The organism is Enterobacter cloacae complex sp. 277I4 (assembly GCF_050031465.1).
GTDB lineage: Bacteria > Pseudomonadota > Gammaproteobacteria > Enterobacterales > Enterobacteriaceae > Enterobacter > Enterobacter cloacae.
Map to the genome: position 1 here is coordinate 4,543,451 of NZ_JBLGWC010000001.1, position 23,864 is coordinate 4,567,314.

Here is a 23,864-nt window from a genome sequence, read left to right on the forward strand (position 1 = left end):
GTGGCTTAACTCCCTATTCCCAATAAATCGTCACGATAGTCGCCCGCAGGGTAGCGGAACGGCACAGGCCCATCCGCAATACCGTCGAGGAACTGCCGTACTCGCGGATCGCAGTTTTCCTGCAACGCCTGGGCGCTGCCGTGCGCGACGATCCTTTTGTCTGCCACAATGTAGGCATAGTCGGCAATACTCAACACTTCCGGCACATCGTGAGACACCACAATGCAGGTGACGCCGAGCGCGCTGTTCAATTCAGAGATGAGCTTCACCAGCACGCCCATCGTAATTGGATCCTGTCCGACAAACGGTTCGTCGAACATGATTAAATCGGGTTCCAGCGCAATGGCTCTCGCCAGCGCGGCGCGACGCGCCATGCCACCAGACAGCTCTGACGGCATCAGCTTTGCGGCGCCACGCAGCCCTACCGCCTCCAGCTTCATCATTACCGTGCTTTTCAGCAGCTCTGGCGGAAGCTGCGTATGCTCGCGCAGCGGATAGGCGACATTATCAAAGACGTTCATGTCGGTGAACAAGGCCCCCGACTGAAAGAGCATGCTCATCCGCTTGCGCACAGTATACAGGCGCGACCGCGACATCTCCGGTACGTTTTCGCCGTCGAAGAGGATTTCACCGCTATCGGGTGGGATCTGCCCACCGATAAGTCGCAGCAGGGTCGTTTTACCGATCCCGGACGGTCCCATGATGGCTGTGATTTTGCCACGCGGCACGGTCAACGAAATATCATCAAATATCAATCTGTTGCCGCGAGAAAAGCTCACCCCACGGACATCGACTAAATTCGCCATCGTTTGGCTCATTTACGGTTCCTTTCTTACCCTGCTTCATGCGAAGCGTGAAGCTTAAATCAGCCCTAAACCCCACATTTTTACAGAATATTAGCCGTAGAGGTTAGCGAAAGCTGGCATTTGTTTTACTTTTCCGGCGCATAAAGTCAAAATTAGGAATTCGTTACGTCTTAGGCTGTATGCAGCGCTAACAATTCCCGCGCGGTGGACCGGCGAGTATACCTGAAGAAAGGACTTTTGATGCTTTTAGCAACAGCACTGTTAATAATTGGTTTACTTTTGGTGGTCTACAGTGCTGACCGTTTGGTGTTTGCTGCATCGATCCTGTGCCGCCTCACTGGCGTCCCCCCTGTTGTCATCGGGATGACCGTGGTCAGTGTTGGAACCTCCCTGCCTGAAATCATCGTCTCTGTGACGGCATCGCTGCATGGTCAGATAGACCTTGCTGTTGGCACCGCGATTGGCTCTAACATCGTCAATATTCTGCTTATTCTGGGCCTGGCCGCGCTGCTCCATCCATTTCGCGTGCATTCTGATGTTCTGCGCCGGGAATTGCCGCTAATGTTGATCGTAAGCCTGTTGGCAGGATGCGTATTTTACGATGGCGCTCTGAGCTACAGTGACGGCATTTTCTTGCTGGCGCTGGCGGTCATCTGGCTGCTCTATAGTGTTAACATTGCCCGCCTGGCGGAAAAACAGGGTCAGGACAGCCTGACACGTGAGCAGGTCGCCGAGCTACCGCGTGAAGGTACGCTGCCTGTTGCACTGCTCTGGCTGGGTGTCGCGTTGATCATTATGCCCATGGCAACACGGATGGTCGTGGATAACGCGACGGTACTGGCGAATTATTTCGCCATGAGCGAACTGACCATTGGCCTGACCGTGATCGCCATCGGCACCAGCCTGCCGGAGCTGGCCACGGCCATTGCCGGGGCACGTAAAGGTGAAGATGACATCGCCATCGGCAATATTATCGGCTCGAACATCTTCAATATTGCCATCGTCATGGGCCTGCCAGCCCTGATAACGCCCGGGCCGTTTAACCCGCTGGCCTTCTCACGTGATTACGGGGTGATGTTGCTGGTAAGCGTTATCTTTGCCCTGCTCTGCTGGCGGCGGCAACGACAGATCGGCAAAGGCGCAGGCGCGCTGCTGACGGGTGGATTTATCGTATGGATGGCGATGCTGTACTGGCTTTCGCCTCTTCTCTCTGGGTAAACGGAAACGCATTATGTCGCAAATAGAATTGCAGCCGGGTTTTGACTTTCAGAAAGCAGGCAAAGACGTTCTGGAGATTGAACGTGAAGGTCTGGCGCAGTTAGATCAGTACATTAATCAGGATTTTAGTCTGGCCTGTGAGAAGATGTTCTACTGTGCCGGTAAAGTCGTGGTAATGGGGATGGGCAAGTCCGGCCACATTGGCCGCAAAATGGCGGCCACTTTCGCCAGCACCGGCACCTCCTCCTTCTTTGTACATCCAGGAGAAGCGGCACACGGCGATCTGGGCATGGTGACGCCGCAGGATGTCGTCATTGCGCTGTCAAACTCCGGGGAGTCCAACGAGATCCTGGCACTGATACCGGTTCTGAAGCGACTGCAGGTCCCGCTCATTTGCATGACCAGCCGCCCGGAAAGCAGCATGGCACGTGCGGCGGATATTCACCTGTGCGTAAAAGTGCCGAAAGAGGCCTGCCCACTGGGTCTCGCGCCAACATCCAGCACCACCGCGGCGCTGGTGATGGGCGACGCGCTTGCCGTTGCGCTCCTTGAAGCCCGCGGTTTTACCCCTGAAGATTTCGCGCTTTCCCATCCTGGCGGTGCGCTGGGTCGGAAACTGCTGCTGCGGGTTAACGATATTATGCATACTGGCGATGAAATCCCTCACGTCAGTAAAGAGGCCTCCCTGCGTGATGCGCTGCTGGAAATCACCCGTAAAAACCTGGGCATGACGGTGGTGTGTGACGATCTGATGAAGATCGAAGGGATTTTCACCGACGGTGACCTGCGTCGCGTGTTCGACATGGGCGTGGATGTTCGCACGCTGGGTATTGTCGATGTGATGACGCCCGGCGGGATTCGCGTTCGCCCGGGCACGCTGGCGGTGGATGTACTGAACCTGATGCAGTCCCGACATATCACCTCAGTGATGGTTGCCGATGGCGACCAATTGCTGGGTGTGGTACATATGCATGATCTGCTGCGCGCAGGCGTAGTGTAATGAAGGATAAGACAATGAGTAATGCGGGTGCATCCCTTGCAACCTGTTATGGTCCGGTCAGTGCCCACGTGATGGCAAAGGCAGAAAACATTCGCCTGCTGATTCTGGATGTGGACGGCGTACTGTCCGATGGCCTGATTTACATGGGCAATAATGGTGAAGAGCTGAAAGCGTTCAACGTTCGCGATGGCTACGGTATTCGTTGTGCGCTCACATCGGGTATCGAGGTTGCCATCATCACCGGGCGAAAAGCTAAACTGGTAGAAGATCGCTGTGAAACGTTGGGCATTACCCATCTGTATCAGGGACAGTCCGATAAGATGGCTGCTTTCAATGATTTACTGGGTAAACTGTCTATCGCGCCAGAACATGTGGCCTATGTCGGGGACGACCTGATTGACTGGCCGGTAATGGCTGAGATTGGCCTGAGTGTCGCGGTTGCGGATGCGCATCCGCTGCTGATCCCGCGGGCTGATTATGTTACCCACATCAACGGTGGCCGTGGTGCCGTACGTGAAGTCTGCGATCTGCTTCTGCTGGCGCAGGGCAAGCTTGATGAGGCCAAAGGGCAATCGATATGAGTAAAACCAGACGTTGGGTTATCATTCTGCTTTCGCTTGTCGCACTGATACTGATTGGCGTGAACCTTGCCGATCGTGACGATACGCAAACGGAAGTGATCAACAATAACGATCCAACCTATAAAAGCGATCACAGTGATACCGTAGTCTATAGCCCGGAAGGTGCGCTGAACTATCGCCTGATTGCCCAGCACGTTGAATATTTTTCAGATGACGGTATTTCGTGGTTTACCCAGCCGGTCATGACGACGTTTGATAAGGACAAAGTGCCGACGTGGTCGATTAAGTCCGACCGGGCAAAACTGACGAATGACCGTATGCTTTATCTTTATGGCCATGTTGAAGTCAACGCCCTGACCGCTGACTCACAACTGCGCAAAATTACGACAGATAATGCCCAGATCAACCTGGTTACTCAGGATGTGACGTCGCAGGATCTGGTCACTCTGTACGGCACAACATTTAATTCCAGCGGTTTAAGAATGCGCGGGAACTTACGCAGCAAAAACGCCGAGCTGATTGAAAAGGTTAGAACCTCCTATGAAATTCAAAACAAACAAACTCAGCCTTAAAGTAATTATCGCCAGCGCGATGCTGGCGGCCAGTCTTCCCGCGCTTGCTGTTACTGGCGATACCGAACAGCCGATCCATATCGAGTCCGATACGCAGTCTCTTGATATGCAGGGTAATGTCGTTACCTTTACCGGCAACGTGGTCATGACCCAGGGCACCATCAAGATTAACGCCGATAAGGTGGTCGTTACCCGTCCAGGTGGCGAACAGGGCAAAGAGATCATTGATGGCTACGGCAACCCAGCCACGTTCTACCAGATGCAGGACAACGGCAAGCCAGTGAAGGGCCATGCCAGCCACATGCATTATGAACTGGCGAAAGATCTGGTCATCCTTACCGGTAACGCCTATCTGGAACAGCTCGATAGCAATATCACCGGCGATAAGATCACCTATCTGGTGAAAGAGCAAAAAATGCAGGCCTCCAGCGAGAAAGGCAAACGCGTCACCACCGTGTTAGTGCCGTCTCAGCTGCAGGACAAAGGCAAGGGCCAGGCTCCGGCACAGAAGAAGAGTAACTAATTCGTTATGGCAACATTAACTGCAAAAAATCTCGCGAAGGCCTATAAGGGCCGCCGTGTCGTGGAAGATGTCAGTCTGACCGTCAACTCCGGCGAAATTGTAGGCCTGCTTGGTCCAAACGGTGCAGGTAAAACCACGACCTTCTACATGGTCGTGGGTATTGTCCCACGCGATGCCGGTAACATCATCATTGATGATGAAGACATCAGCCTTCTGCCACTGCATGCGCGCGCACGCCGTGGTATTGGCTACCTGCCGCAGGAAGCCTCCATTTTCCGTCGCCTGAGCGTCTTCGATAACCTGATGGCCGTTCTGCAAATTCGTGACGACCTGACCAGCGAACAGCGTCAGGATCGCGCCAACGAGCTGATGGAAGAGTTTCACATTGAGCACCTGCGCGATAGCCTCGGTCAGGCGCTGTCCGGGGGGGAACGCCGCCGTGTTGAAATTGCACGCGCGTTGGCAGCAAACCCGAAGTTCATCCTGCTGGATGAACCATTTGCAGGCGTTGACCCCATCTCCGTTATCGACATTAAACGTATTATTGAGCATCTGCGCGACAGCGGTCTTGGCGTGTTGATTACTGACCACAACGTCCGTGAAACACTGGCCGTATGTGAACGTGCGTATATCGTGAGCCAGGGCAACCTGATCGCCCACGGCACGCCACAGCAGATCCTCGAAGATGATCATGTTAAGCGCGTCTATCTTGGGGAAGACTTCAGACTCTGATAGGGTAGAGGTAAAGTAACGCCGAACCGGAGAAAAATGCTCTGAACATGAAGCAAGGTTTGCAATTAAGGCTCAGCCAACAACTGGCGATGACGCCGCAGTTACAGCAGGCGATTCGCCTGTTGCAACTGTCCACATTAGAACTCCAGCAGGAGCTCCAGCAAGCGCTGGACAGCAATCCGCTGCTGGAGCAAGCCGATCTTCATGACGAGGTAGACACTCAGCAATCACAGGACACGGAAGCCCTCGATACCGCCGATGCACTCGAACAAAAAGAGATGCCGGACGAGCTTCCGTTGGATGCCAGCTGGGATGAAATCTACACCGCCGGAACCCCTTCCGGCACGCGTGCAGACTACCAGGACGATGAGCTACCGGTCTATCAGGGTGAAACCACCCAGTCACTACAGGATTACCTGATGTGGCAGGTGGAGCTGACCCCTTTCTCCGATACCGATCGCGCGATTGCTACATCGATTGTCGATGCCGTTGACGACACCGGCTATCTGACCGTCACGCTGGACGATATTCTGGAAAGCATGGGCGATGACGAGATTGAACTTGAAGAGATAGAAGCCGTTCTGAAGCGCATTCAGCGTTTCGACCCGGTGGGCGTAGCAGCGAAAGACCTGCGCGACTGTCTGCTGATCCAGCTTTCGCAGTTCAGCAAAGAGACGCCCTGGATCGATGAAGCCCGCTTAATCATCAGCGATCATCTGGATCTGCTGGCTAACCATGATTTCCGTACCCTGATGCGCGTTACGCGTCTGAAAGAAGAGGTGCTGAAAGAGGCGGTTAACCTGATTCAGTCGCTCGATCCTCGCCCCGGCCAGTCGATCCAGACCAGTGAGCCTGAATACGTCATACCTGACGTGCTGGTCAGAAAACACAACGGCCGCTGGGTCGTTGAACTCAATTCAGACAGCATTCCTCGCCTGCAAATCAATCAGCAATATGCCTCCATGTGCACCAGCGCGCGTAACGACGCCGACAACCAGTATATTCGTAGCAATCTGCAGGAAGCGCGTTGGCTAATCAAAAGCCTGGAGAGCCGCAATGATACGCTGTTGCGGGTGAGCCGCTGTATCGTCGAACAACAGCAGGCTTTCTTTGAGCAGGGCGAAGAGTATATGAAACCGATGGTGCTGGCGGATATCGCCCAGGCCGTCGAGATGCATGAATCAACGATTTCCCGCGTGACCACGCAGAAGTATCTGCACAGTCCTCGCGGTATATTTGAGCTTAAGTATTTCTTCTCCAGCCATGTGAATACCGAAGGCGGTGGCGAAGCCTCGTCAACGGCGATTCGTGCACTGGTGAAGAAGTTGATCGCCGCGGAGAACCCCGCGAAGCCACTGAGCGACAGTAAGTTAACCACCATGCTGTCCGACCAGGGTATTATGGTGGCACGTCGTACTGTTGCGAAGTATCGAGAGTCTTTATCCATTCCGCCGTCTAACCAGCGTAAACAGCTGGTCTGACACAACCGATAAGGAAGACACTATGCAGCTCAACATCACTGGACAAAACGTCGAAATTACTGAAGCTTTACGCGACTTTGTAAACACGAAATTCGCAAAACTCGAGCAGTATTTCGAAAGGATCAATCAGGTCTATATTGTGTTGAAAGTGGAGAAAGTGACTCATATCTCGGATGCAACCCTGCATGTCAATGGGGGCGAACTCCACGCCAGTGCGGAAGGGCAAGACATGTACGCTGCTATCGACGGCTTGATTGATAAGCTTGCAAGACAGCTCAATAAACATAAAGATAAACTGAAACAACACTAATTGTCCGGGCAGTTAACGGGTGCAGGAAGGCCTGTTGTGGAGCACAACAGGCCATTTGTACAGTTAGCGCTTAGGTGAAATTATGATGAACAACGATTCCGCTCTTCAATTGAGCAATGTCCTTAACCAGGAATGTACCCGCAGTGGCGTTCACTGCCAGAGCAAAAAACGTGCGCTGGAGATTATCAGTGAACTGGCCGCAAAACAGCTGGGCCTGCCACCGCAGGTCGTATTCGAAGCCATCCTGACCCGTGAAAAAATGGGCAGTACCGGTATCGGCAACGGCATTGCGATCCCGCATGGCAAACTGGAAGAGGACACCCTGCGTGCCGTCGGTGTGTTTGTGCAACTGGAAACGCCTATTGCCTTTGATGCCATCGATAACCAGCCCGTTGATCTCCTCTTCGCGCTGCTGGTTCCTGCCGATCAGACGAAAACCCATCTGCATACGCTTTCACTGGTCGCTAAACGCCTGGCCGATAAAACCATCTGCCGTCGACTGCGCTCAGCGCAAAGTGATGAAGAGCTTTATGAAATTATCACTGAAGCAGAAGGCAGTCAGGATGAGGCATAACCAGGAGATGGCCTTCACATCTGTTGTCCTGAGGAGAAACGGAACATGGTGCTGATGATTGTCAGTGGCCGTTCAGGGTCGGGGAAATCCGTCGCCCTGCGCGCGCTGGAAGACATGGGTTTTTACTGCGTAGATAACCTGCCGGTGGTACTGCTGCCCGAGCTGGCACGCACCCTTGCAGACAGACAAATCTCTGCCGCCGTCAGCATCGACGTCCGTAACATGCCTGAATCGCCAGAAATCTTTGAACAGGCGATGAGCAACCTGCCGGACACGTTTTCACCTCAGTTGCTGTTCCTTGATGCGGACCGCAACACGCTGATCCGTCGCTACAGCGATACCCGTCGTTTGCACCCGCTTTCCAGCAAGAACCTCTCTCTGGAGAGCGCAATCGACGAAGAGAGCGACCTGCTGGAGCCCCTGCGCTCACGTGCCGATTTGATTGTCGACACCTCCGAAATGTCCGTTCACGAGCTGGCAGAAATGCTGCGTACCCGTTTACTGGGCAAACGCGAGCGTGAACTGACAATGGTGTTTGAGTCATTCGGCTTTAAGCACGGCATTCCTATCGATGCGGATTATGTTTTCGACGTGCGCTTCCTGCCAAACCCGCACTGGGATCCGAAACTGCGTCCAATGACCGGGCTGGATAAACCCGTCGCGGCGTTCCTCGACAGGCACACAGAAGTTCACAATTTTATCTACCAGACGCGAAGCTACCTTGAGCTATGGTTACCTATGCTGGAGACAAACAATCGTAGCTATCTGACGGTGGCGATTGGCTGTACCGGCGGTAAACATCGTTCGGTCTATATCGCCGAACAGCTGGCCGACTATTTCCGTTCACGCGGAAAGAACGTTCAGTCCCGTCATCGCACGCTGGAAAAACGTAAAACATGACCGTAAAACAAACCGTTGAGATCACCAATAAGCTGGGCATGCACGCACGCCCGGCAATGAAGCTGTTTGAACTGATGCAGGGTTTCGATGCGGAAGTTCTGCTGCGAAATGATGAAGGGACCGAAGCGGAAGCAAACAGCGTCATTGCGCTGCTGATGCTGGACTCCGCCAAAGGTCGCCAGATTGAAGTCGAAGCCACTGGCCCACAGGAAGAGGAAGCGCTGGCGGCGGTGATTGCGCTGTTTAACGCCGGGTTTGACGAGGATTAATTTCAGCCCCGCTGGCGGGTGGCGCTGCGCTTACCCGCCCTACATTAATTTATTGCGCTGCATAAACCCTTCCCCGCCTAACTGACGCATCTGGCGCATGATCCACGCCTGACGGCTTCGCACGTACCCGGACGGGGCACTGGCCTTAAAGCGGATGGGATTAGGCAAGACGGCAGCCAGGAGCGCTGCTTCGGACATACTCAGTCGGCTGGCCGGTTTATTGAAATAGCGCTGCGCGGCGGCCTCCACACCAAACACACCATCGCCAAACTCAGCAATATTGAGATAGACGGTCAGAATGCGTTTTTTGCTCCAGACCGTTTCCATCCCCAGCGTCAACCCCGCTTCCAGCCCTTTTCGTACCCAGCTGCGACCGTCCCACAGGAACAAATTCTTTGCGGTTTGCTGCGATAATGTCGATGCCCCACGGACGCGGTTTTCGTGGCGTTCATTGTGCGCCAGCGCTTTCTCGATTGCCGCCACGTCAAACCCCCAGTGTTCCGGGAATTTCTGATCCTCTGCCGCAATGACCGCCAGCCCCATAAACGGTGAGATCTCATCCATACTTACCCAGTCCGAGTGGGCCACATAGCTGAAATCACCACTGAGCCATGCCCCAAGCTGACGCTCGACCATCACGGCCGAAAACGGGACCGGCATAATGCTGAATAAGGCGAGTCCGCCCCCCCAGAATACCGCGAGCACGAGAACGATGCGCAACAGGGCGCGTTTCACCCACGCGCCTGCGCCGAATTTACGACTCATTCAGTCAACACCAGCACTCTGGCCACCAGTTTTTCGATGCCTGCAGCGGCCTCGGCAATATTCTGCGCCAGCATCCAGGCAGGTGTGGTAACGACCTTGTTGTCTTCATCCACCACAATGTCATCCACCGGACAAGGTACGTGCTCGCCGCCCATCTCCTCGATGATTTCTGCGGTATCAATATCGGTGCCGATTGTCAGCCGCAGCGGGAAATCAAAAATTTTAGGCAGCATTGCCGGCGCGATACAGATAAAGCCCTGCGGTTTACCTGCCGCATGCATTGCTTGCGACAGCACTTTTAAATGGGGATCGATCTGACACGCCGCCCCTTCTGAAGCAAAGGTACTGAGATTTTTGGCCGCCCCAAACCCGCCCGGCACGATTAACGCATCGAGCTCAGCGGCGTCCGCCTGAATAAGGGGGTGGACATCGCCACGCGCAATACGCGCCGCTTCAATCAGTACGTTACGGGTTTCCGCCATGGCCTCTCCGGTCAGATGATTAATCACATCTGCCTGCTTTTTGTCTGGCGCGAAACAGATCGCTTCCGCCCCCTGCCTTGCCAGGGCCAGCAGCGTGATGACGGCTTCATGAATTTCTGAACCATCGTAAACACCGCATCCGCTCAGTACGACACCAACCTTTTTCATCCTGACGTTCCTTCTTTGCAACTTGCTGAAGCACATAATTAATTTTGATTAAAACGCTATGCTTCACACATTTCACTGATTCATGTAACAAACCATTTAAGATTTGCTATCTTATCTGCGTGCGGCCTAAATTTTCAGGCGGCGCCCATGCGAAAACAACACGAAAAATCAGGCGCAGCCACGATTTCCCTGGTGTTGGCGCAGTATTCGCGCACCCCGGTTAAGCCGGGGTCATTTTTTTCTGGCATCCACCCAGGCTTTGAGCACCGCCACATCGTTCTGCCACTCTTGTTTCATCTCCTCGACCCAATCACCCACGTTATCTTCCCATGCCGGTAAATCAGGTGACTGAATCTGTTGTCCCAACTGCTGTAAGTGGCGTAACCCGACAGAGCCTGCAGCACCTTTGATCTTATGTCCTTCTTCCACAATGCCTTTCTGATCGCGTGCGGTCAGGTTGGACTCCAGCACGCTCAGGTAGCCAGGCATCATTTTTTCGAACACGGCCAGACCATCGGTAATCAGTTTTGGGCCAACCAGGTCGATGTACTGCTCCAGCATCGCAGTATCCAGAATCGTTTGGGCCTTCGCGCTATCAACAGACGTCATGGTGCTCTCCTCTTCATCATGGGTATCCCAGAACTTCTTGATCATGGCGGTCAGAGCAGGCACCGCCAGCGGCTTGCTGAGCACATCATCCATACCGGCATCGAGGTACTCTTTTTTATCTTTCAGGACGTTGGCCGTCAGCGCGACCAGCGGCGGCAGTTCATCGGCGGCATACTGCGTTGTCAGCGCACGGGAGATATCCAGCCCGGTCATGTCCGGCAGTTGAATATCCAGCAGGACGAGGTCATATTCGCCCGGTTTAAACATCTCCAGCGCGGCTTTACCGGTCATCGCCACGTCCACGCTGTTACCCAGTTTTTCCAGCACCGAGCGCGCCACAATCACGTTCAGCTCGATGTCTTCGACCAGCAGAACATGCAGCGCCGGGAGCGGCATATCGTCTTGTTCAAAGGTATCCTCAACCTCTTCTGCCACCGCCGGGGCATGCACCGTCAGCGTAAAGGTCGAGCCTTTGCCCGCCTGGCTGGCCACGGTGATATCACCGCCCATGCTCTTCGCGAGCCGTTTCGATACCGCAAGGCCAATGCCCGTGCCGGTAGCAGGCTTACCACCGTTGCTGTCCTTCACCTGATAATACATGGCAAAGATTTTGTCCTGCTCTTCCTGCGGAATGCCAATGCCCGAGTCTTCCACCTCAAAGTGCAGCATGTCGCCTTCGTCATAGCGGATACGCACCGCCACCTGCCCCTGCTGGGTAAATTTCACCGCGTTACTGATCAGGTTCCAGAGGATTTGGCGCAGACGCGTGCCGTCCGTGACCACTTTGTGCGGCAGCGGCAGGGTTGGCTCCATGACAAAGCTCAGCCCCTTCTGCTGCGCCTGCAGGCCGGACAGGTTTTCCAGATCGGCAAGGAAGCTGGTGAAATCAACCGGCTGGTTATCAAGCTGGACTTTACGGCGCTCCATCTTATCCATGTCGATAATATCGTTGAAGATATTCCCCAGCGTGACCGCCGAGACATGGATCGTTTTAAGGTATTTTTCCTGCTCCGCCGTCAGGTCGGTGTCCAGCAGAATACGGCTTAAGCCGACGATGCCGTTCAACGGGGTACGCAGTTCATGGCTGATGGTGGAGATGAAAGTCGTCTTATCGCGGCTGGCGCGCTCAAGGGCATCCTGATAACGCTTACGCTCGGTGATATCGCGGCCAAAGCCCATCAGGCCGTGGCGTTTCCCGACGCGGTCGTAGTACGGCACTTTACGGATCTCAAAGCAGGCTTTACGCCCGTCCGGGTAATCCAGCCACTGTTCATAGGTCAGCGAGACATTGTGGCGGAAGACTTTTTCGTCCGTCTCCATGACCTTGGCAGCCGCCTCTTCGGAGTATACATCCTGGGGTTTCAGGTGGATCAGCTGCTTTTCGCTTTTGCCGGTCAGCAGCTCCATCGCCCGGTTACAGCCGGAGAACTCTTTGTCTTCGTTACGGTAGAAAACCAGATCCGGAGAAGCATCAAGGAATGAACGCAGGAAAGAGGATTGCTGCTCAAGCTGGATCTGCGTCACCTCACGCTCTTTCATTTCGATTTTCAGCTGCTCAAGCGTCGCCTGACGCTCGGCTTCCGCCTTCTCACGATCTGAAATCTCCTGGTTAAGCTGGGCAATGTTGTCTTTCAGCTGGACGTTGAGCTTTAAATCGCGCTCGCGCATCTCTTCCAGCTTATCAACCAGTTTTGACAGGCGCTGACGGGACTCCTCCAGCTGTTCAACGACGACGGAAAGAAAATAGACCGCCCAGGGGGTGATCAGCAAACCGAAGAAGATAGAGCGGATGACGTCGATACTCTCGACCTGACCATGCAACACCATGGTCACGGCCATTTGCACGACAATGGCCAGAACAACCAGCGCCAGCGCCAGCAGCATGGAGAAACGCACCAGCCCGAGCTTCATCATCAGGTCGACGTAGTACTGGGCAAGCATTCGAATTTGCTTCATAGAGGATCCCTTCACGACTTTATCGCTCAATAATACTCAAATTCGCGGCGGGACGTTGAAGGTTGTGAGAAAAAGTGCGGGGTGAAACAGGAGATTAGCCTCGCTTCCGGCTAACCGGAAGCGAGGAGAGGAGAATCAGGAGCGTTTCAGCAGCAGCCAGAGGCTGATCAGCAGGAAGCTGGCGCTCGGCAGCAGCGCACCAATAATTGGCGGAATGCCGTAAACCAGCGTCAGCGGGCCAAAGATCTGATCGAGGACGTAGAATACAAAGCCGAAGCTGATCCCGGTGACCACACGAACACCCATCGGCACGCTACGCAGCGGGCCAAAGATAAACGACAGGGCCATCAGCATCATCACCGCCACGGACATCGGCTGGAAGATTTTGCTCCACATATTGAGCTGATAGCGTCCGGCATCCTGCCCGCTCGACTTCAGGTATTTGACGTAGTTGTGCAACCCGCTGATGGAGAGCGCGTCCGGATCCAGCGCCACCACCCCGAGTTTGTCCGGCGTGAGGTTGGTTTTCCACGTCCCGGACACCGTCTGAGAGCCGGTGATTTGTTTCGGGTTCGTCAGGTCAGACTCGTCAACCTGGGATAACCGCCACTGCTTGTGTTCGGGGTCAAACTTCGCTGACGATGCGTGACGTACAGACTGTAAACGACGCTCATCATTGAAGGCGTAAATACTCACGCCGCCCAGCTCATCATCCCCTTTCACGCGTTCGATATAGACGAAGTTCTGGCCATCTTTCGCCCATAACCCTTGCTGTGTTGAAAGCAGTGAACCGCCGTACATCGCCTGGGCACGATAGTTACGCGCCATCTGTTCGCCCTGCGGTGCCACCCACTCGCCAATCGCCATGGTCAACAGCACCAGTGGGATCGCGGTTTTCATGACCGACAGCGCCACCTGCAAACGGGTAAAGCCCGATGCCTGCATCACAACCAGTTCGCTGCGCTGTGCCAGCATCCCAAGCCCCAGCAGCGCACCCAGCAGGGCCGCCATCGGGAAGAAGATCTGCACATCTTTTGGCACGCTGAGCAGGGTATACATCCCTGCACCCAGCGCGTCGTAGCTCCCTTGCCCGGCTTTTTTCAGCTGATCGACAAATTTAATAATGCCGGAGAGCGACACCAGCATGAACAACGTCATCATGATGGTGGTGAAAATGGTTTTACCGATATAGCGATCAAGAACGCCAAACGCCTGCATTAGATGGCTCCTTTACGCGAAAATCGGGCACGTATGCGGCGCACTGGCACCGTATCCCACAGGTTTAATCCCAGCGCCAGTAAGATGTACAGGCTGTTGACGAACCACGTCCAGACCATCGGGTCCAGCTTACCCTTCGCGCCGTTAGAACGAATCGAGGTTTGCAGCAGGAAGTAGATCAGGTACAGCAGCATCGCCGGCAGCATCGAGAGCACGCGCCCCTGACGCGGGTTCACCACGCTCAGCGGCACGACAATTAATGCCATCATAAACACGGTGAAGACGAGCGTAATACGCCAGTGGAACTCCGCACGCGCTCTGTCAGTATCAGTGTTCCACAGCGTACGCATATCCATTTGCTCGGTATCCGTTGGATCGAGCGCCACCGCCTGATGACCAATAATGGCCTGATAGTTCTGGAAATCCGTAATACGGAAGTCACGAAGCATCGCGGTGCCTTCAAAGCGGGTGCCTTTATTCAGCGTCACGACCTGGGAACCATCTTTGCGCTGCGCAAGCTGACCGGAGTCTGCCACCACCACCGATGGACGGGCGTTTCCTTTGGTCCGCAGTTGCGCCAGGAAGACGTCGTTGAATTTACTGCCATCGACGCTCTCAATAAACAGCACTGAGTTTCCGTCGGTCGCCTGCTGGAACTGCCCCTGCGCTAATGCCGCCATACCGGGGTTCGCTTTTGCTTCAGCCAGCACTTCATCCTGATGACGAGAGGACATTGGGCCCGCCCACATCACATTCACCGCGGCGACGATACCCGTGAACAGCGCCAGTATCATGGCGGCTTTCACCAGAACAGCCTTGCTCAAACCACAGGCATGCATCACCGTGATTTCACTCTCGGTATAAAGCTTACCGAGCGTCATGAGCAGACCGAGGAAAAGACTTAGCGGCAGAATAAGCTGCGCCATTTCCGGGATCCCTAAACCAAGCAGGGAAAGCACCAGATTCGTTGGAATTTCGCCGTCAACGGCCGCACCGAGGATCTTGACCAGCTTCTGACAGAAAAAAATCAGCAGCAGGATGAAGAGGATCGCCAGTTGGCTTTTGAGCGTCTCCCGCACCAGATATCTTATGATTATCACTTTAAATACGCCCGTAAAAACCCGTCTCTTTGCTGGAAAATCGCTTGTTTCATGGCTTAAACGTCATTTATTCTCTTGAGTCGTCGAAATCATCGCTAAGATTAAAACACCCGGCGGATTCACGCTTCAGGACTTTTTCTGACGTGTCGAAACCGTAATAACGTAAGATTAACACGAAGTCACCACAACAGCGGACTTGAGTTACGAAAGGTTTCAATTCTATCCGTAGCAGCCGCTGTTGTCTTTAAGATTCAGGAGCGTAGTGCATGGAGTTCAGTGTAAAAAGCGGTAGCCCGGAGAAACAGCGGAGTGCCTGCATCGTTGTGGGCGTCTTTGAACCACGCCGACTCTCCCCGATCGCCGAGCAACTCGATAAAATCAGTGACGGCTACATTAGCGCCCTGCTGCGCCGTGGCGAACTGGAAGGCAAACCTGGGCAGACGCTGTTACTGCACCATGTTCCGAACGTGCTGTCCGAACGTATTCTGCTGATTGGCTGCGGTAAAGAGCGCGAGCTGGATGAACGTCAGTATAAGCAGGTGATTCAGAAAACAATTAATACCCTGAATGACACCGGCTCAATGGAAGCCGTTTGCTTTCTGACCGAACTGCACGTCAAAGGTCGTAACACCTACTGGAAAGTGCGCCAGGCTGTCGAAACCGCAAAAGAGAGCCTGTACAGCTTCGATCAGCTCAAGACCAATAAAAGCGAGCCGCGCCGTCCGCTGCGTAAAATGGTCTTTAACGTGCCAACCCGTCGCGAACTCACCAGCGGCGAGCGCGCCATCCAGCACGGTCTGGCGATTGCCGCCGGGATTAAAGCCGCAAAAGATCTGGGCAACATGCCGCCTAATATCTGTAACGCCGCCTATCTGGCCTCACAGGCGCGCCAGCTGGCTGACTCCTACAGCAAGAATGTCATCACCCGCGTTATCGGCGAACAGCAGATGAAAGAGCTGGGTATGCACTCTTACCTGGCGGTGGGCAACGGCTCGCAGAACGAATCCCTGATGTCGGTTATCGAATACAAGGGCAATCCGTCAGAAGACGCGCGTCCTGTTGTGCTGGTCGGCAAAGGCCTGACCTTCGATTCCGGTGGTATCTCCATCAAGCCTTCTGAAGGCATGGATGAGATGAAGTACGACATGTGTGGTGCAGCGGCGGTGTATGGCGTGATGCGTATGGTGGCTGAACTTCAGTTACCGATTAACGTTATCGGCGTGCTGGCGGGCTGCGAAAACATGCCGGGTGGACGCGCTTATCGTCCGGGTGATGTCCTGACCACCATGTCCGGCCAGACCGTTGAGGTGCTGAACACCGATGCCGAGGGCCGTCTGGTGCTGTGCGACGTATTAACCTACGTTGAACGCTTCGAACCTGACGTGGTGATCGACGTGGCCACCCTGACCGGTGCCTGCGTGATCGCGCTGGGCCACCACATCACCGGCCTGATGTCGAACCACAATCCGCTGGCACACGAACTTATCGGCGCGTCCGAACAAGCCGGCGACCGCGCATGGCGTCTGCCACTGGGTGACGAATACCAGGAGCAGCTGGAGTCTAACTTTGCGGACATGGCGAACATCGGCGGCCGTCCTGGTGGTGCCATCACCGCGGGCTGCTTCCTGGCACGCTTCACCCGCAAGTACAACTGGGCGCACCTGGATATTGCCGGCACCGCATGGCGCTCCGGAAAAGCCAAAGGCGCGACCGGTCGTCCGGTTGCGTTGCTGTCGCAGTTCCTGCTAAACCGCGCCGGATTTAATGGCGACGAGTAAGTCAAAACGGCAGTAAACCGTAGGCCGGGTAAGGCGAAGCCGCCACCCGGCTTAAGCATTTAAAGTGAGCACAAGAAGCCCCATATATGAAGAATGCAACGTTCTACCTTCTGGACAATGACACCCATCAGGATGGCCTCAGCGCCGTAGAACATCTGGTGTGTGAAATTGCCGCAGAACGTTGGCGCGCAGGTAAACGGGTTCTGATTGCCTGTGAAGATGAACAGCAGGCGATTCGTCTTGACGAAGCGCTGTGGGCGCGCCCGCCGGAGAGTTTTGTACCGCATAACCTGTCTGGCGAAGGGCCGCGCGGCGGCGCACCGGTCGAGATAGCCTGGCCGCAAAAGCGCAACAGCAGCGCGCGCGATATTCTGATTAGCCTGCGGATAGATTTTGCAGATTTTGCCACCGCTTTCACAGAAGTGGTAGACTTTGTCCCTTACGAAGAATCCTTGAAACAACTGGCGCGCGAACGCTACAAAGCGTACCGCCTGGCTGGTTTTAACCTGAATACGGCAACCTGGAAATAATGGAAAAGACATATAACCCACGCGATATCGAACAGCCGCTTTACGAGCACTGGGAACAGCAGGGCTATTTCAAGCCTAACGGCGATGAAAGCAAAGAGTCCTTCTGCATCATGATCCCGCCGCCGAACGTCACCGGCAGTTTGCATATGGGTCATGCCTTCCAGCAGACCATCATGGATACCATGATCCGCTACCAGCGCATGCAGGGCAAAAACACCCTGTGGCAGGCGGGGACTGACCACGCGGGTATCGCGACCCAGATGGTGGTTGAGCGTAAGATTGCCGCTGAAGAGGGTAAAACCCGTCACGATTACGGTCGCGACGCCTTTATCGATAAAATCTGGCAGTGGAAAGCAGAATCTGGCGGCACCATTACCCGTCAGATGCGCCGTCTCGGTAACTCCGTAGACTGGGAGCGCGAGCGTTTCACCATGGACGAAGGCCTTTCCAACGCCGTAAAAGAAGTGTTCGTCCGTCTGTACAAAGAAGACCTGATTTACCGTGGCAAACGCCTGGTTAACTGGGACCCGAAACTGCGCACCGCGATCTCTGACCTGGAAGTGGAAAACCGCGAGTCTAAAGGCTCCATGTGGCACATCCGCTATCCGCTGGCCGACGGCGCGAAAACCGCAGACGGTAAAGATTACTTAGTGGTGGCAACCACCCGTCCGGAAACCCTGCTGGGCGATACCGGCGTTGCCGTTAACCCGGAAGATCCGCGTTATAAAGATCTGATTGGCAAATTCGTGGTGCTGCCGCTGGTGAACCGCCGCATTCCGATAGTGGGCGACGAACACGCCGACATGGAAAAAGGCACCGGCTGCGTGAAAATCACCCCGGCGCACGACTTCAACGACTACGAAGTGGGTCGTCGTCACGCCCTGCCGATGATCAACATTCTGACCTTCGACGGTGACATCCGTGAAAGCGCAGAAGTGTATGACACCAAAGGCAACGAATCCGACGTTTACTCAAGCGACATTCCGGCGGAGTTCCAGAAGCTGGAACGCTTTGCCGCGCGTAAAGCGATTGTGGCTGCCGTTGACGCACTCGGCCTGCTGGAAGAGATTAAACCTCACGATCTGACCGTGCCGTACGGCGACCGTGGTGGCGTGGTTATCGAGCCAATGCTGACCGACCAGTGGTATGTGCGTGCCGACGTGCTGGCAAAACCGGCTGTTGAAGCGGTTGAAAACGGCAGCATTCAGTTCGTGCCGAAGCAGTACGAAAACATGTACTTCTCCTGGATGCGCGATATCCAGGACTGGTGTATCTCCCGTCAGCTGTGGTGGGGTCACCGTATCCCGGCATGGTACGACAACGAAGGCAACGTATACGTTGGCCGCAGCGAAGATGAAGTGCGTCAGGAAAACAACCTGAGCGCAGACGTTGCCCTGCGTCAGGACGAAGACGTGCTGGATACCTGGTTCTCCTCCGCGCTGTGGACCTTCTCCACCCTCGGCTGGCCAGAGAACACCGACGCGCTGCGTCAGTTCCACCCAACCAGCGTGATGGTCTCCGGCTTCGATATCATCTTCTTCTGGATTGCCCGCATGATCATGATGACCATGCACTTCATTAAAGATGAAAACGGCAAGCCGCAGGTTCCGTTCCATACCGTCTATATGACCGGTCTTATCCGTGACGATGAAGGCCAGAAGATGTCCAAATCCAAGGGCAACGTCATTGACCCGCTGGATATGGTGGACGGGATCTCCCTGGAAGAGCTGCTGGAAAAACGCACCGGTAACATGATGCAGCCACAGCTGGCAGAGAAGATCCGCAAGCGCACCGAGAAACAGTTCCCGAACGGGATTGAATCTCACGGTACCGACGCCCTGCGTTTCACCCTGGCGGCGCTGGCCTCTACCGGTCGCGACATCAACTGGGACATGAAGCGTCTGGAAGGTTACCGTAACTTCTGTAACAAACTGTGGAACGCCAGCCGTTTCGTGCTGATGAACACCGAAGATCAGGATTGCGGCTTCAACGGCGGCGAGATGATCCTCTCTCTGGCCGACCGCTGGATCCTGGCGGAATTCAACCAGACGGTGAAAGCGTTCCGCGAGGCGCTGGACAGCTACCGCTTCGACATCGCGGCGGGCATTCTGTACGAATTCACCTGGAACCAGTTCTGTGACTGGTACCTGGAGCTGGCGAAGCCGGTCATGAACGGCGGAACGGAGGCAGAACTGCGCGGCACGCGTAACACGCTGATCACTGTGCTGGAAGGCCTGCTGCGTCTGGCGCACCCGATCATTCCATTTATCACCGAAACCATCTGGCAGCGTGTGAAAGCGATCGCGGGCATCAACGCCGACACCATCATGCTGCAGCCGTTCCCGGAATTCGATGCCGCTAAAGTGGATGAAGCTGCCTCAGCGGATACCGAGTGGCTGAAGCAGGCGATCGTCGCTGTACGTAACATCCGTGCAGAAATGAACATCGCCCCGGGCAAACCGCTGGAGCTGCTCCTGCGCGGTTGCAGCGACGCGGCTGTTCGTCGTGTCACCGAGAACAATACCTTCCTGAAAACCATGGCGCGTCTGGAAAGCATCACCGTGCTGCCAGCCGATGACAAAGGTCCGGTCTCCGTGACGAAAATCATCGACGGCGCTGAGCTGCTGATCCCAATGGCGGGTCTCGTCGACAAAGACGCAGAGCTGGCACGTCTGGTGAAAGAAGTGGCGAAAGTCGACGTGGAAATTGGCAAAATCGAAAGCAAACTGGCGAACGAAGGCTTTGTCGCCCGCGCGCCGGAAGCGGTCATCGCCAAAGAGCGTGAACGCCTGGTTGCTTTCGCCGATGCGAAGACCAAGCTGATTGAGCAGCAGGCGGTGATTGCGGCCCTGTAATGCTTTTACCCCTTACGCTTCAGGGCGTAAGGGGGATTCTTCCTGAAAACTCCTCGCTTGCACTCCCCTTTCTGCGGTGCTATTAACAGCAGTTGTGTGTCAATTTTTGTAATGAGTAATGCTATGAGCGTGATTACCCCCGTCGCGACGACGATGCGTCGGATCGCTGTGCAGGACAACCCGGCTATCGCCGCCGTTATCCGTACGGTTTCTGCCGAATATGGCCTGACGGCTGATAAAGGCTATACGGTTGCTGATCCAAATCTGGACGAGCTGTTCCAGCTTTACAGCCAGCCGGGCCATGCCTACTGGGTTATTGAGCAGAATGGCCAGGTGGTGGGCGGAGGCGGCGTTGCTCCGCTCAGCTGCAGCGAGCCGGATATCTGCGAGCTGCAGAAAATGTATTTCCTGCCATCTGTTCGCGGACAAGGCCTGGCGAAGAAACTGGCGCTGGTCGCACTCGACTATGCCCGCAATCAGGGTTTTACACGCTGTTACCTCGAAACAACCGCCTTCCTCAAAGAGGCCATCGGCCTGTATGAACATCTGGGCTTTGAGCATATTGATGCACCGCTGGGCTGCACCGGCCACGTCGATTGCGAAGTCAGGATGCTGAAAACGCTGTAAATACTTTTGCTGCCCTCTTCTGTTAAGCGGTGGTTAACTGAATGCTCTACACTCTCAGTTCACACCATAACGGGGGAAACACGATGTCGAAGATAAAAAGCTACGCCGCACCGCAGGCGGGTGCAGAACTTGAACTGTACGAGTACGATGCGGGCGAACTAAAAGCGGAAGACGTCGAAGTACAGGTTGATTACTGCGGGATCTGCCACTCGGATCTCTCCATGATCGACAACGAATGGGGCTTTTCAAGCTATCCACTGGTCGCCGGACACGAAGTGATTGGCCGCGTCGTGGCGCTCGGCAGCGCTGCGCAGGACAAAGGCCTGAAAGTGGGCCAGCGCGTGGGTATTGGCTGGACGGCACGCAGCTGCGGTCATTGCGACGCCTGTATCAGCGGCAACCAGATCAACTGCCTTGAAGGCGCCGTTCCAACCATCCTCAACAAGGGCGGTTTTGCCGATAAACTGCGCGCCGACTGGCAGTGGGTCATTCCGCTGCCGGACAGCATTGATATCGAATCCGCAGGCCCGCTGCTGTGCGGCGGCATTACCGTCTTTAAACCGCTGCTGATGCACCATATCACCGCCACCAGCCGTGTGGGTGTGATTGGTATCGGGGGGCTCGGTCATATTGCCATCAAACTGCTGCACGCGATGGGCTGCGAAGTGACGGCATTCAGTTCTAACCCGGCGAAAGAGCAAGAAGTGCTGGCTATGGGGGCGGATAAAGTGGTGAACAGCCGCGATCCAGACGCGCTGAAAGCACTGGCGGGTCAATTCGATCTGATCATTAACACCGTTAATGTCGATCTCGACTGGCAGCCGTACTTTGAAGCACTGGCCTACGGCGGTAACTTCCATACGGTGGGTGCCGTGCTGAAGCCGCTGCCGGTTCCGGCGTTTACCCTGATCGGCGGGGATCGCAGCGTGTCCGGCTCTGCAACCGGCACGCCGTTCGAGTTGCGCAAACTGATGAAGTTCGCCGGGCGCACGAAAGTATCGCCAACCACCGAACTCTATCCGATGTCGAAAATCAACGAAGCGATCCAGCACGTGCGTGACGGCAAAGCCCGTTACCGTGTGGTGTTGAAAGCAGATTTTTAATGTTACACCCCCCTCTCCCACAGGGAGAGGGCGCAAACACTAAAAACGGTAACGGTTGTTACCGTTTTGCTTCTACCATGGCCTTAAATACCTCGGCCACCGCAACCGCTCCCGGATCCATTACCCCATCCAGATTCTCTTTATTCACATACGACGAACGTCCCGCGCCCGCTTTGCCCATTCTGGCCGTTGCCTCTGCGCCCTGCTGTGCCGCCTGCGCCGCCGCCTGAAGATCGTTTTTCTGCAACGTCTCCAGCGCCGGCTGTAGCGCATCGATCAGCGTGCGATCGCCGAGATCGGCCCCGCCATACTGCTTCATCTGTGCCAGCCCGCTCAGCAATGCATACGCAAGCGATTGTCCGTCATGCAGCTTTTGTCCGGCTGCCGTGAAAAAGATCGACATTAATACGCCACTCGATCCGCCCATCACCGTTGCCAGCCGCTCGCCCACCAGCAGAAGTAATGTCGACACGTCGTTAAGAGGAAGGTTGTTCTCCTCCAGACGCTGCGCAATCTCCCGCGCCCCTTGCGCAAAGGTGGATCCGGTATCGCCATCCCCCACTTTCGCATCCAGCGCGTTCAGACGGTTTTCCAGCTGAATCAACGTCTTTGTCACCACAGAGACATATTCGCCCACCTGCGGATTTGCGGACGGGGTAAACTCCACGCGGTCATGGATCGCGCTATGCTCCTGGGTACGCAGCGGGGCAAACGCCACCGGCTTCTGCCAGCCCAGCGTCTCAACCTCTTCATGAAGGGCTTTTTCGAACAGATCGTTTAGCTTCAGCAGCGTCAGCGAAAAGCCCTTCATATCCAGGGCGCTCACCAGCGGTGCCGGGCCAATCAGGTACGCCAGGTTATCTTTCAGTGCCGAGTGGGCCAGCTCTTTGGTGAGCAGAGCCATCTCAAGCGCTGATACGCCCCCCAGGTTATTGATCAACACTGCGAAGCGCCCGTCACCCGCCTTCGCCTTGAGCGGCGTCACCAGCGTGTCGATAATCGCTTTACTGTTCTGCGTATCCACGACGGAAGCCCCCGGCTCACCATGAATGCCCAGACCCAGCTCGACATGACCTTGCTTAATGCGCCCTTCTTCCTCGTCGCTTCCCGGCAGGTTACACGTTTGCATCGCAACGCCCAGGCTCCAGAGGTTATCGCAGGCCTGTTGCGCAATATCACACACTTCACTCAGCGATTTTCCGTGCTCTGCGGCATAACCCGCGATCTTATGAACCAGCGCCGTACCGGCAATGCCGCGCGGCTGTTTGTTGTCCGGCAGCGCAATATCGTCTGCCACAATGACCATCTCCACCTTCAGGCCGTAGCGTTTCGCCTTTTCTGCCGCCAGACCAAAATTCAGGCGGTCACCGGTGTAGTTTTTAACGATCAGCAGGCAGCCACGGTCACCCGTCACCGCCACAATGGCATTCAGCACCGCATCCACGCTCGGCGAGGCGAACAGATCGCCGCACACTGCTGCCGTCAACATACCTTTGCCGACAAACCCGGCGTGTGCAGGCTCGTGGCCGGAACCGCCACCGGAGATCACCGCCACGCGGCTCTTGTCCCAGTCGCTGCGGGCCACAATGCGAATGGCAGGATCAACATCAAGCTTGACGAGGTTACCGTGCGGAGCAGAAATCAGAATGCCTTCAATAGCATCGTTGACCAGTTGTTTGCGATTATTAAAAAAGAATCTGGACATAC

Annotated in this window: 23 protein-coding genes; 16 read left to right on the plus strand and 7 right to left on the minus strand. The window is 55.2% G+C overall.

Features of this window, described 5'->3' with window-relative positions:
- Window positions 1-5: 5 nt before the first annotated feature.
- A complete protein-coding gene (gene mlaF, locus ACQG19_RS22125) occupies window positions 6-818 on the minus strand; it encodes a phospholipid ABC transporter ATP-binding protein MlaF (RefSeq protein WP_020687352.1) in 813 nt (270 codons plus the stop codon).
- A 228-nt stretch (window positions 819-1,046) separates the two neighbouring features.
- Between mlaF and ACQG19_RS22130 the strand changes: the two genes are divergently transcribed.
- The 11 genes from ACQG19_RS22130 (at window position 1,047) to npr (ending at window position 8,966) form a co-directional block, all read left to right on the plus strand.
- Entirely contained in the window at window positions 1,047-2,024 is a 978-nt protein-coding gene (locus tag ACQG19_RS22130; protein ID WP_102752146.1) for a calcium/sodium antiporter, read from the plus strand.
- Window positions 2,025-2,037: 13 nt separating this feature from the next.
- Window positions 2,038-3,024 carry an arabinose-5-phosphate isomerase KdsD gene (gene kdsD / locus ACQG19_RS22135; protein ID WP_029883390.1) on the plus strand — a complete coding sequence of 329 codons (987 nt, stop codon included), beginning with the start codon at window positions 2,038-2,040 and terminating at the stop codon, window positions 3,022-3,024.
- A 14-nt stretch (window positions 3,025-3,038) separates the two neighbouring features.
- Window positions 3,039-3,605 carry a 3-deoxy-manno-octulosonate-8-phosphatase KdsC gene (kdsC, locus tag ACQG19_RS22140; RefSeq protein ID WP_029883391.1) on the plus strand — a complete coding sequence of 189 codons (567 nt, stop codon included), beginning with the start codon at window positions 3,039-3,041 and terminating at the stop codon, window positions 3,603-3,605.
- Window positions 3,602-4,177: an LPS export ABC transporter periplasmic protein LptC gene (gene lptC / locus ACQG19_RS22145; protein WP_013098939.1), complete on the plus strand. Its 576-nt coding sequence runs from the start codon at window positions 3,602-3,604 to the stop codon at window positions 4,175-4,177. Before kdsC ends, lptC begins: the two co-directional genes overlap by 4 nt.
- Complete coding sequence (gene lptA, locus ACQG19_RS22150; RefSeq protein WP_013098940.1) at window positions 4,146-4,700, plus strand: lipopolysaccharide ABC transporter substrate-binding protein LptA; 555 nt, start codon at window positions 4,146-4,148, stop codon at window positions 4,698-4,700. Before lptC ends, lptA begins: the two co-directional genes overlap by 32 nt.
- Before the next feature lie 6 nt (window positions 4,701-4,706).
- On the plus strand, window positions 4,707-5,432 hold the full coding sequence (gene lptB / locus ACQG19_RS22155) for an LPS export ABC transporter ATP-binding protein (protein WP_013098941.1): 726 nt from the start codon (window positions 4,707-4,709) through the stop codon (window positions 5,430-5,432).
- A 47-nt stretch (window positions 5,433-5,479) separates the two neighbouring features.
- Window positions 5,480-6,913, plus strand: coding sequence for an RNA polymerase factor sigma-54 (gene rpoN / locus ACQG19_RS22160; protein WP_013098942.1), 1,434 nt, complete (start codon window positions 5,480-5,482; stop codon window positions 6,911-6,913).
- Between the two features lie 22 nt (window positions 6,914-6,935).
- Window positions 6,936-7,223, plus strand: coding sequence for a ribosome hibernation promoting factor (gene hpf / locus ACQG19_RS22165; protein WP_013098943.1), 288 nt, complete (start codon window positions 6,936-6,938; stop codon window positions 7,221-7,223).
- A gap of 82 nt (window positions 7,224-7,305) precedes the next feature.
- Complete coding sequence (gene ptsN / locus ACQG19_RS22170) at window positions 7,306-7,797, plus strand: PTS IIA-like nitrogen regulatory protein PtsN (RefSeq protein WP_013098944.1); 492 nt, start codon at window positions 7,306-7,308, stop codon at window positions 7,795-7,797.
- 45 nt (window positions 7,798-7,842) lie between these two features.
- Entirely contained in the window at window positions 7,843-8,697 is an 855-nt protein-coding gene (gene rapZ, locus ACQG19_RS22175; RefSeq protein WP_013098945.1) for an RNase adapter RapZ, read from the plus strand.
- Window positions 8,694-8,966, plus strand: coding sequence for a PTS phosphocarrier protein NPr (gene npr / locus ACQG19_RS22180; RefSeq protein WP_003861872.1), 273 nt, complete (start codon window positions 8,694-8,696; stop codon window positions 8,964-8,966). The genes rapZ and npr overlap by 4 nt, the downstream gene beginning before the upstream one ends.
- A gap of 39 nt (window positions 8,967-9,005) precedes the next feature.
- On the opposite strand, the gene mtgA is transcribed toward npr, so the two are convergent.
- The 5 genes from mtgA to lptF all read right to left on the minus strand — a co-directional run bounded on the left by mtgA (window position 9,006) and on the right by lptF (window position 15,264).
- Window positions 9,006-9,731 (minus strand): monofunctional biosynthetic peptidoglycan transglycosylase, encoded by a 726-nt coding sequence (gene mtgA, locus ACQG19_RS22185; protein ID WP_020687356.1) that lies wholly within the window; start codon window positions 9,729-9,731, stop codon window positions 9,006-9,008.
- Window positions 9,728-10,381 (minus strand): isoprenoid biosynthesis glyoxalase ElbB, encoded by a 654-nt coding sequence (gene elbB, locus ACQG19_RS22190; RefSeq protein ID WP_013098947.1) that lies wholly within the window; start codon window positions 10,379-10,381, stop codon window positions 9,728-9,730. The genes mtgA and elbB overlap by 4 nt, the downstream gene beginning before the upstream one ends.
- A gap of 231 nt (window positions 10,382-10,612) precedes the next feature.
- Entirely contained in the window at window positions 10,613-12,946 is a 2,334-nt protein-coding gene (gene arcB, locus ACQG19_RS22195) for an aerobic respiration two-component sensor histidine kinase ArcB (RefSeq protein ID WP_013098948.1), read from the minus strand.
- A gap of 135 nt (window positions 12,947-13,081) precedes the next feature.
- Window positions 13,082-14,164, minus strand: a complete 1,083-nt coding sequence (lptG, locus tag ACQG19_RS22200) for an LPS export ABC transporter permease LptG (RefSeq protein WP_013098949.1) — start codon at window positions 14,162-14,164, stop codon at window positions 13,082-13,084.
- A complete protein-coding gene (gene lptF, locus ACQG19_RS22205; RefSeq protein WP_029883394.1) occupies window positions 14,164-15,264 on the minus strand; it encodes an LPS export ABC transporter permease LptF in 1,101 nt (366 codons plus the stop codon). The genes lptG and lptF overlap by 1 nt, the downstream gene beginning before the upstream one ends.
- A 266-nt stretch (window positions 15,265-15,530) precedes the next feature.
- Here lptF and pepA point away from each other — a divergent pair, with 266 nt between their 5' ends.
- The 5 genes from pepA to ahr all read left to right on the plus strand — a co-directional run bounded on the left by pepA (window position 15,531) and on the right by ahr (window position 22,157).
- Window positions 15,531-17,042 carry a leucyl aminopeptidase gene (pepA, locus tag ACQG19_RS22210; RefSeq protein WP_013098951.1) on the plus strand — a complete coding sequence of 504 codons (1,512 nt, stop codon included), beginning with the start codon at window positions 15,531-15,533 and terminating at the stop codon, window positions 17,040-17,042.
- An 86-nt stretch (window positions 17,043-17,128) separates the two neighbouring features.
- Complete coding sequence (gene holC / locus ACQG19_RS22215; RefSeq protein ID WP_246932437.1) at window positions 17,129-17,572, plus strand: DNA polymerase III subunit chi; 444 nt, start codon at window positions 17,129-17,131, stop codon at window positions 17,570-17,572.
- Entirely contained in the window at window positions 17,572-20,427 is a 2,856-nt protein-coding gene (locus ACQG19_RS22220) for a valine--tRNA ligase (RefSeq protein ID WP_246932435.1), read from the plus strand. Before holC ends, ACQG19_RS22220 begins: the two co-directional genes overlap by 1 nt.
- Before the next feature lie 123 nt (window positions 20,428-20,550).
- Complete coding sequence (locus tag ACQG19_RS22225; RefSeq protein ID WP_023619941.1) at window positions 20,551-21,054, plus strand: GNAT family N-acetyltransferase; 504 nt, start codon at window positions 20,551-20,553, stop codon at window positions 21,052-21,054.
- Between the two features lie 83 nt (window positions 21,055-21,137).
- Entirely contained in the window at window positions 21,138-22,157 is a 1,020-nt protein-coding gene (ahr, locus tag ACQG19_RS22230; RefSeq protein ID WP_013098954.1) for an NADPH-dependent aldehyde reductase Ahr, read from the plus strand.
- A gap of 58 nt (window positions 22,158-22,215) precedes the next feature.
- Here ahr and ACQG19_RS22235 read toward each other — a convergent pair whose 3' ends face one another.
- Window positions 22,216-23,862 (minus strand): dihydroxyacetone kinase subunit DhaK, encoded by a 1,647-nt coding sequence (locus ACQG19_RS22235; RefSeq protein WP_246932434.1) that lies wholly within the window; start codon window positions 23,860-23,862, stop codon window positions 22,216-22,218.
- Between the last annotated feature and the right edge of the window lie 2 nt (window positions 23,863-23,864).

Coding starts and splice junctions, on each gene's coding strand:
- ACQG19_RS22130 (WP_102752146.1), top strand. CDS start 1,047: ATGCTTTTAGCAACAGCACTGTTAATAATTGGTTTACTTTTGGTGGTC.
- ptsN (WP_013098944.1), top strand. CDS start 7,306: ATGATGAACAACGATTCCGCTCTTCAATTGAGCAATGTCCTTAACCAG.
- hpf (WP_013098943.1), top strand. CDS start 6,936: ATGCAGCTCAACATCACTGGACAAAACGTCGAAATTACTGAAGCTTTA.
- pepA (WP_013098951.1), top strand. CDS start 15,531: ATGGAGTTCAGTGTAAAAAGCGGTAGCCCGGAGAAACAGCGGAGTGCC.
- lptB (WP_013098941.1), top strand. CDS start 4,707: ATGGCAACATTAACTGCAAAAAATCTCGCGAAGGCCTATAAGGGCCGC.
- lptG (WP_013098949.1), bottom strand. CDS start 14,164: ATGCAGGCGTTTGGCGTTCTTGATCGCTATATCGGTAAAACCATTTTC.
- mlaF (WP_020687352.1), bottom strand. CDS start 818: ATGAGCCAAACGATGGCGAATTTAGTCGATGTCCGTGGGGTGAGCTTT.
- arcB (WP_013098948.1), bottom strand. CDS start 12,946: ATGAAGCAAATTCGAATGCTTGCCCAGTACTACGTCGACCTGATGATG.
- lptC (WP_013098939.1), top strand. CDS start 3,602: ATGAGTAAAACCAGACGTTGGGTTATCATTCTGCTTTCGCTTGTCGCA.
- ACQG19_RS22220 (WP_246932435.1), top strand. CDS start 17,572: ATGGAAAAGACATATAACCCACGCGATATCGAACAGCCGCTTTACGAG.
- kdsD (WP_029883390.1), top strand. CDS start 2,038: ATGTCGCAAATAGAATTGCAGCCGGGTTTTGACTTTCAGAAAGCAGGC.
- holC (WP_246932437.1), top strand. CDS start 17,129: ATGAAGAATGCAACGTTCTACCTTCTGGACAATGACACCCATCAGGAT.
- ACQG19_RS22235 (WP_246932434.1), bottom strand. CDS start 23,862: ATGTCCAGATTCTTTTTTAATAATCGCAAACAACTGGTCAACGATGCT.
- rapZ (WP_013098945.1), top strand. CDS start 7,843: ATGGTGCTGATGATTGTCAGTGGCCGTTCAGGGTCGGGGAAATCCGTC.
- npr (WP_003861872.1), top strand. CDS start 8,694: ATGACCGTAAAACAAACCGTTGAGATCACCAATAAGCTGGGCATGCAC.
- ACQG19_RS22225 (WP_023619941.1), top strand. CDS start 20,551: ATGAGCGTGATTACCCCCGTCGCGACGACGATGCGTCGGATCGCTGTG.
- mtgA (WP_020687356.1), bottom strand. CDS start 9,731: ATGAGTCGTAAATTCGGCGCAGGCGCGTGGGTGAAACGCGCCCTGTTG.
- lptA (WP_013098940.1), top strand. CDS start 4,146: ATGAAATTCAAAACAAACAAACTCAGCCTTAAAGTAATTATCGCCAGC.
- kdsC (WP_029883391.1), top strand. CDS start 3,039: ATGAGTAATGCGGGTGCATCCCTTGCAACCTGTTATGGTCCGGTCAGT.
- elbB (WP_013098947.1), bottom strand. CDS start 10,381: ATGAAAAAGGTTGGTGTCGTACTGAGCGGATGCGGTGTTTACGATGGT.
- rpoN (WP_013098942.1), top strand. CDS start 5,480: ATGAAGCAAGGTTTGCAATTAAGGCTCAGCCAACAACTGGCGATGACG.
- ahr (WP_013098954.1), top strand. CDS start 21,138: ATGTCGAAGATAAAAAGCTACGCCGCACCGCAGGCGGGTGCAGAACTT.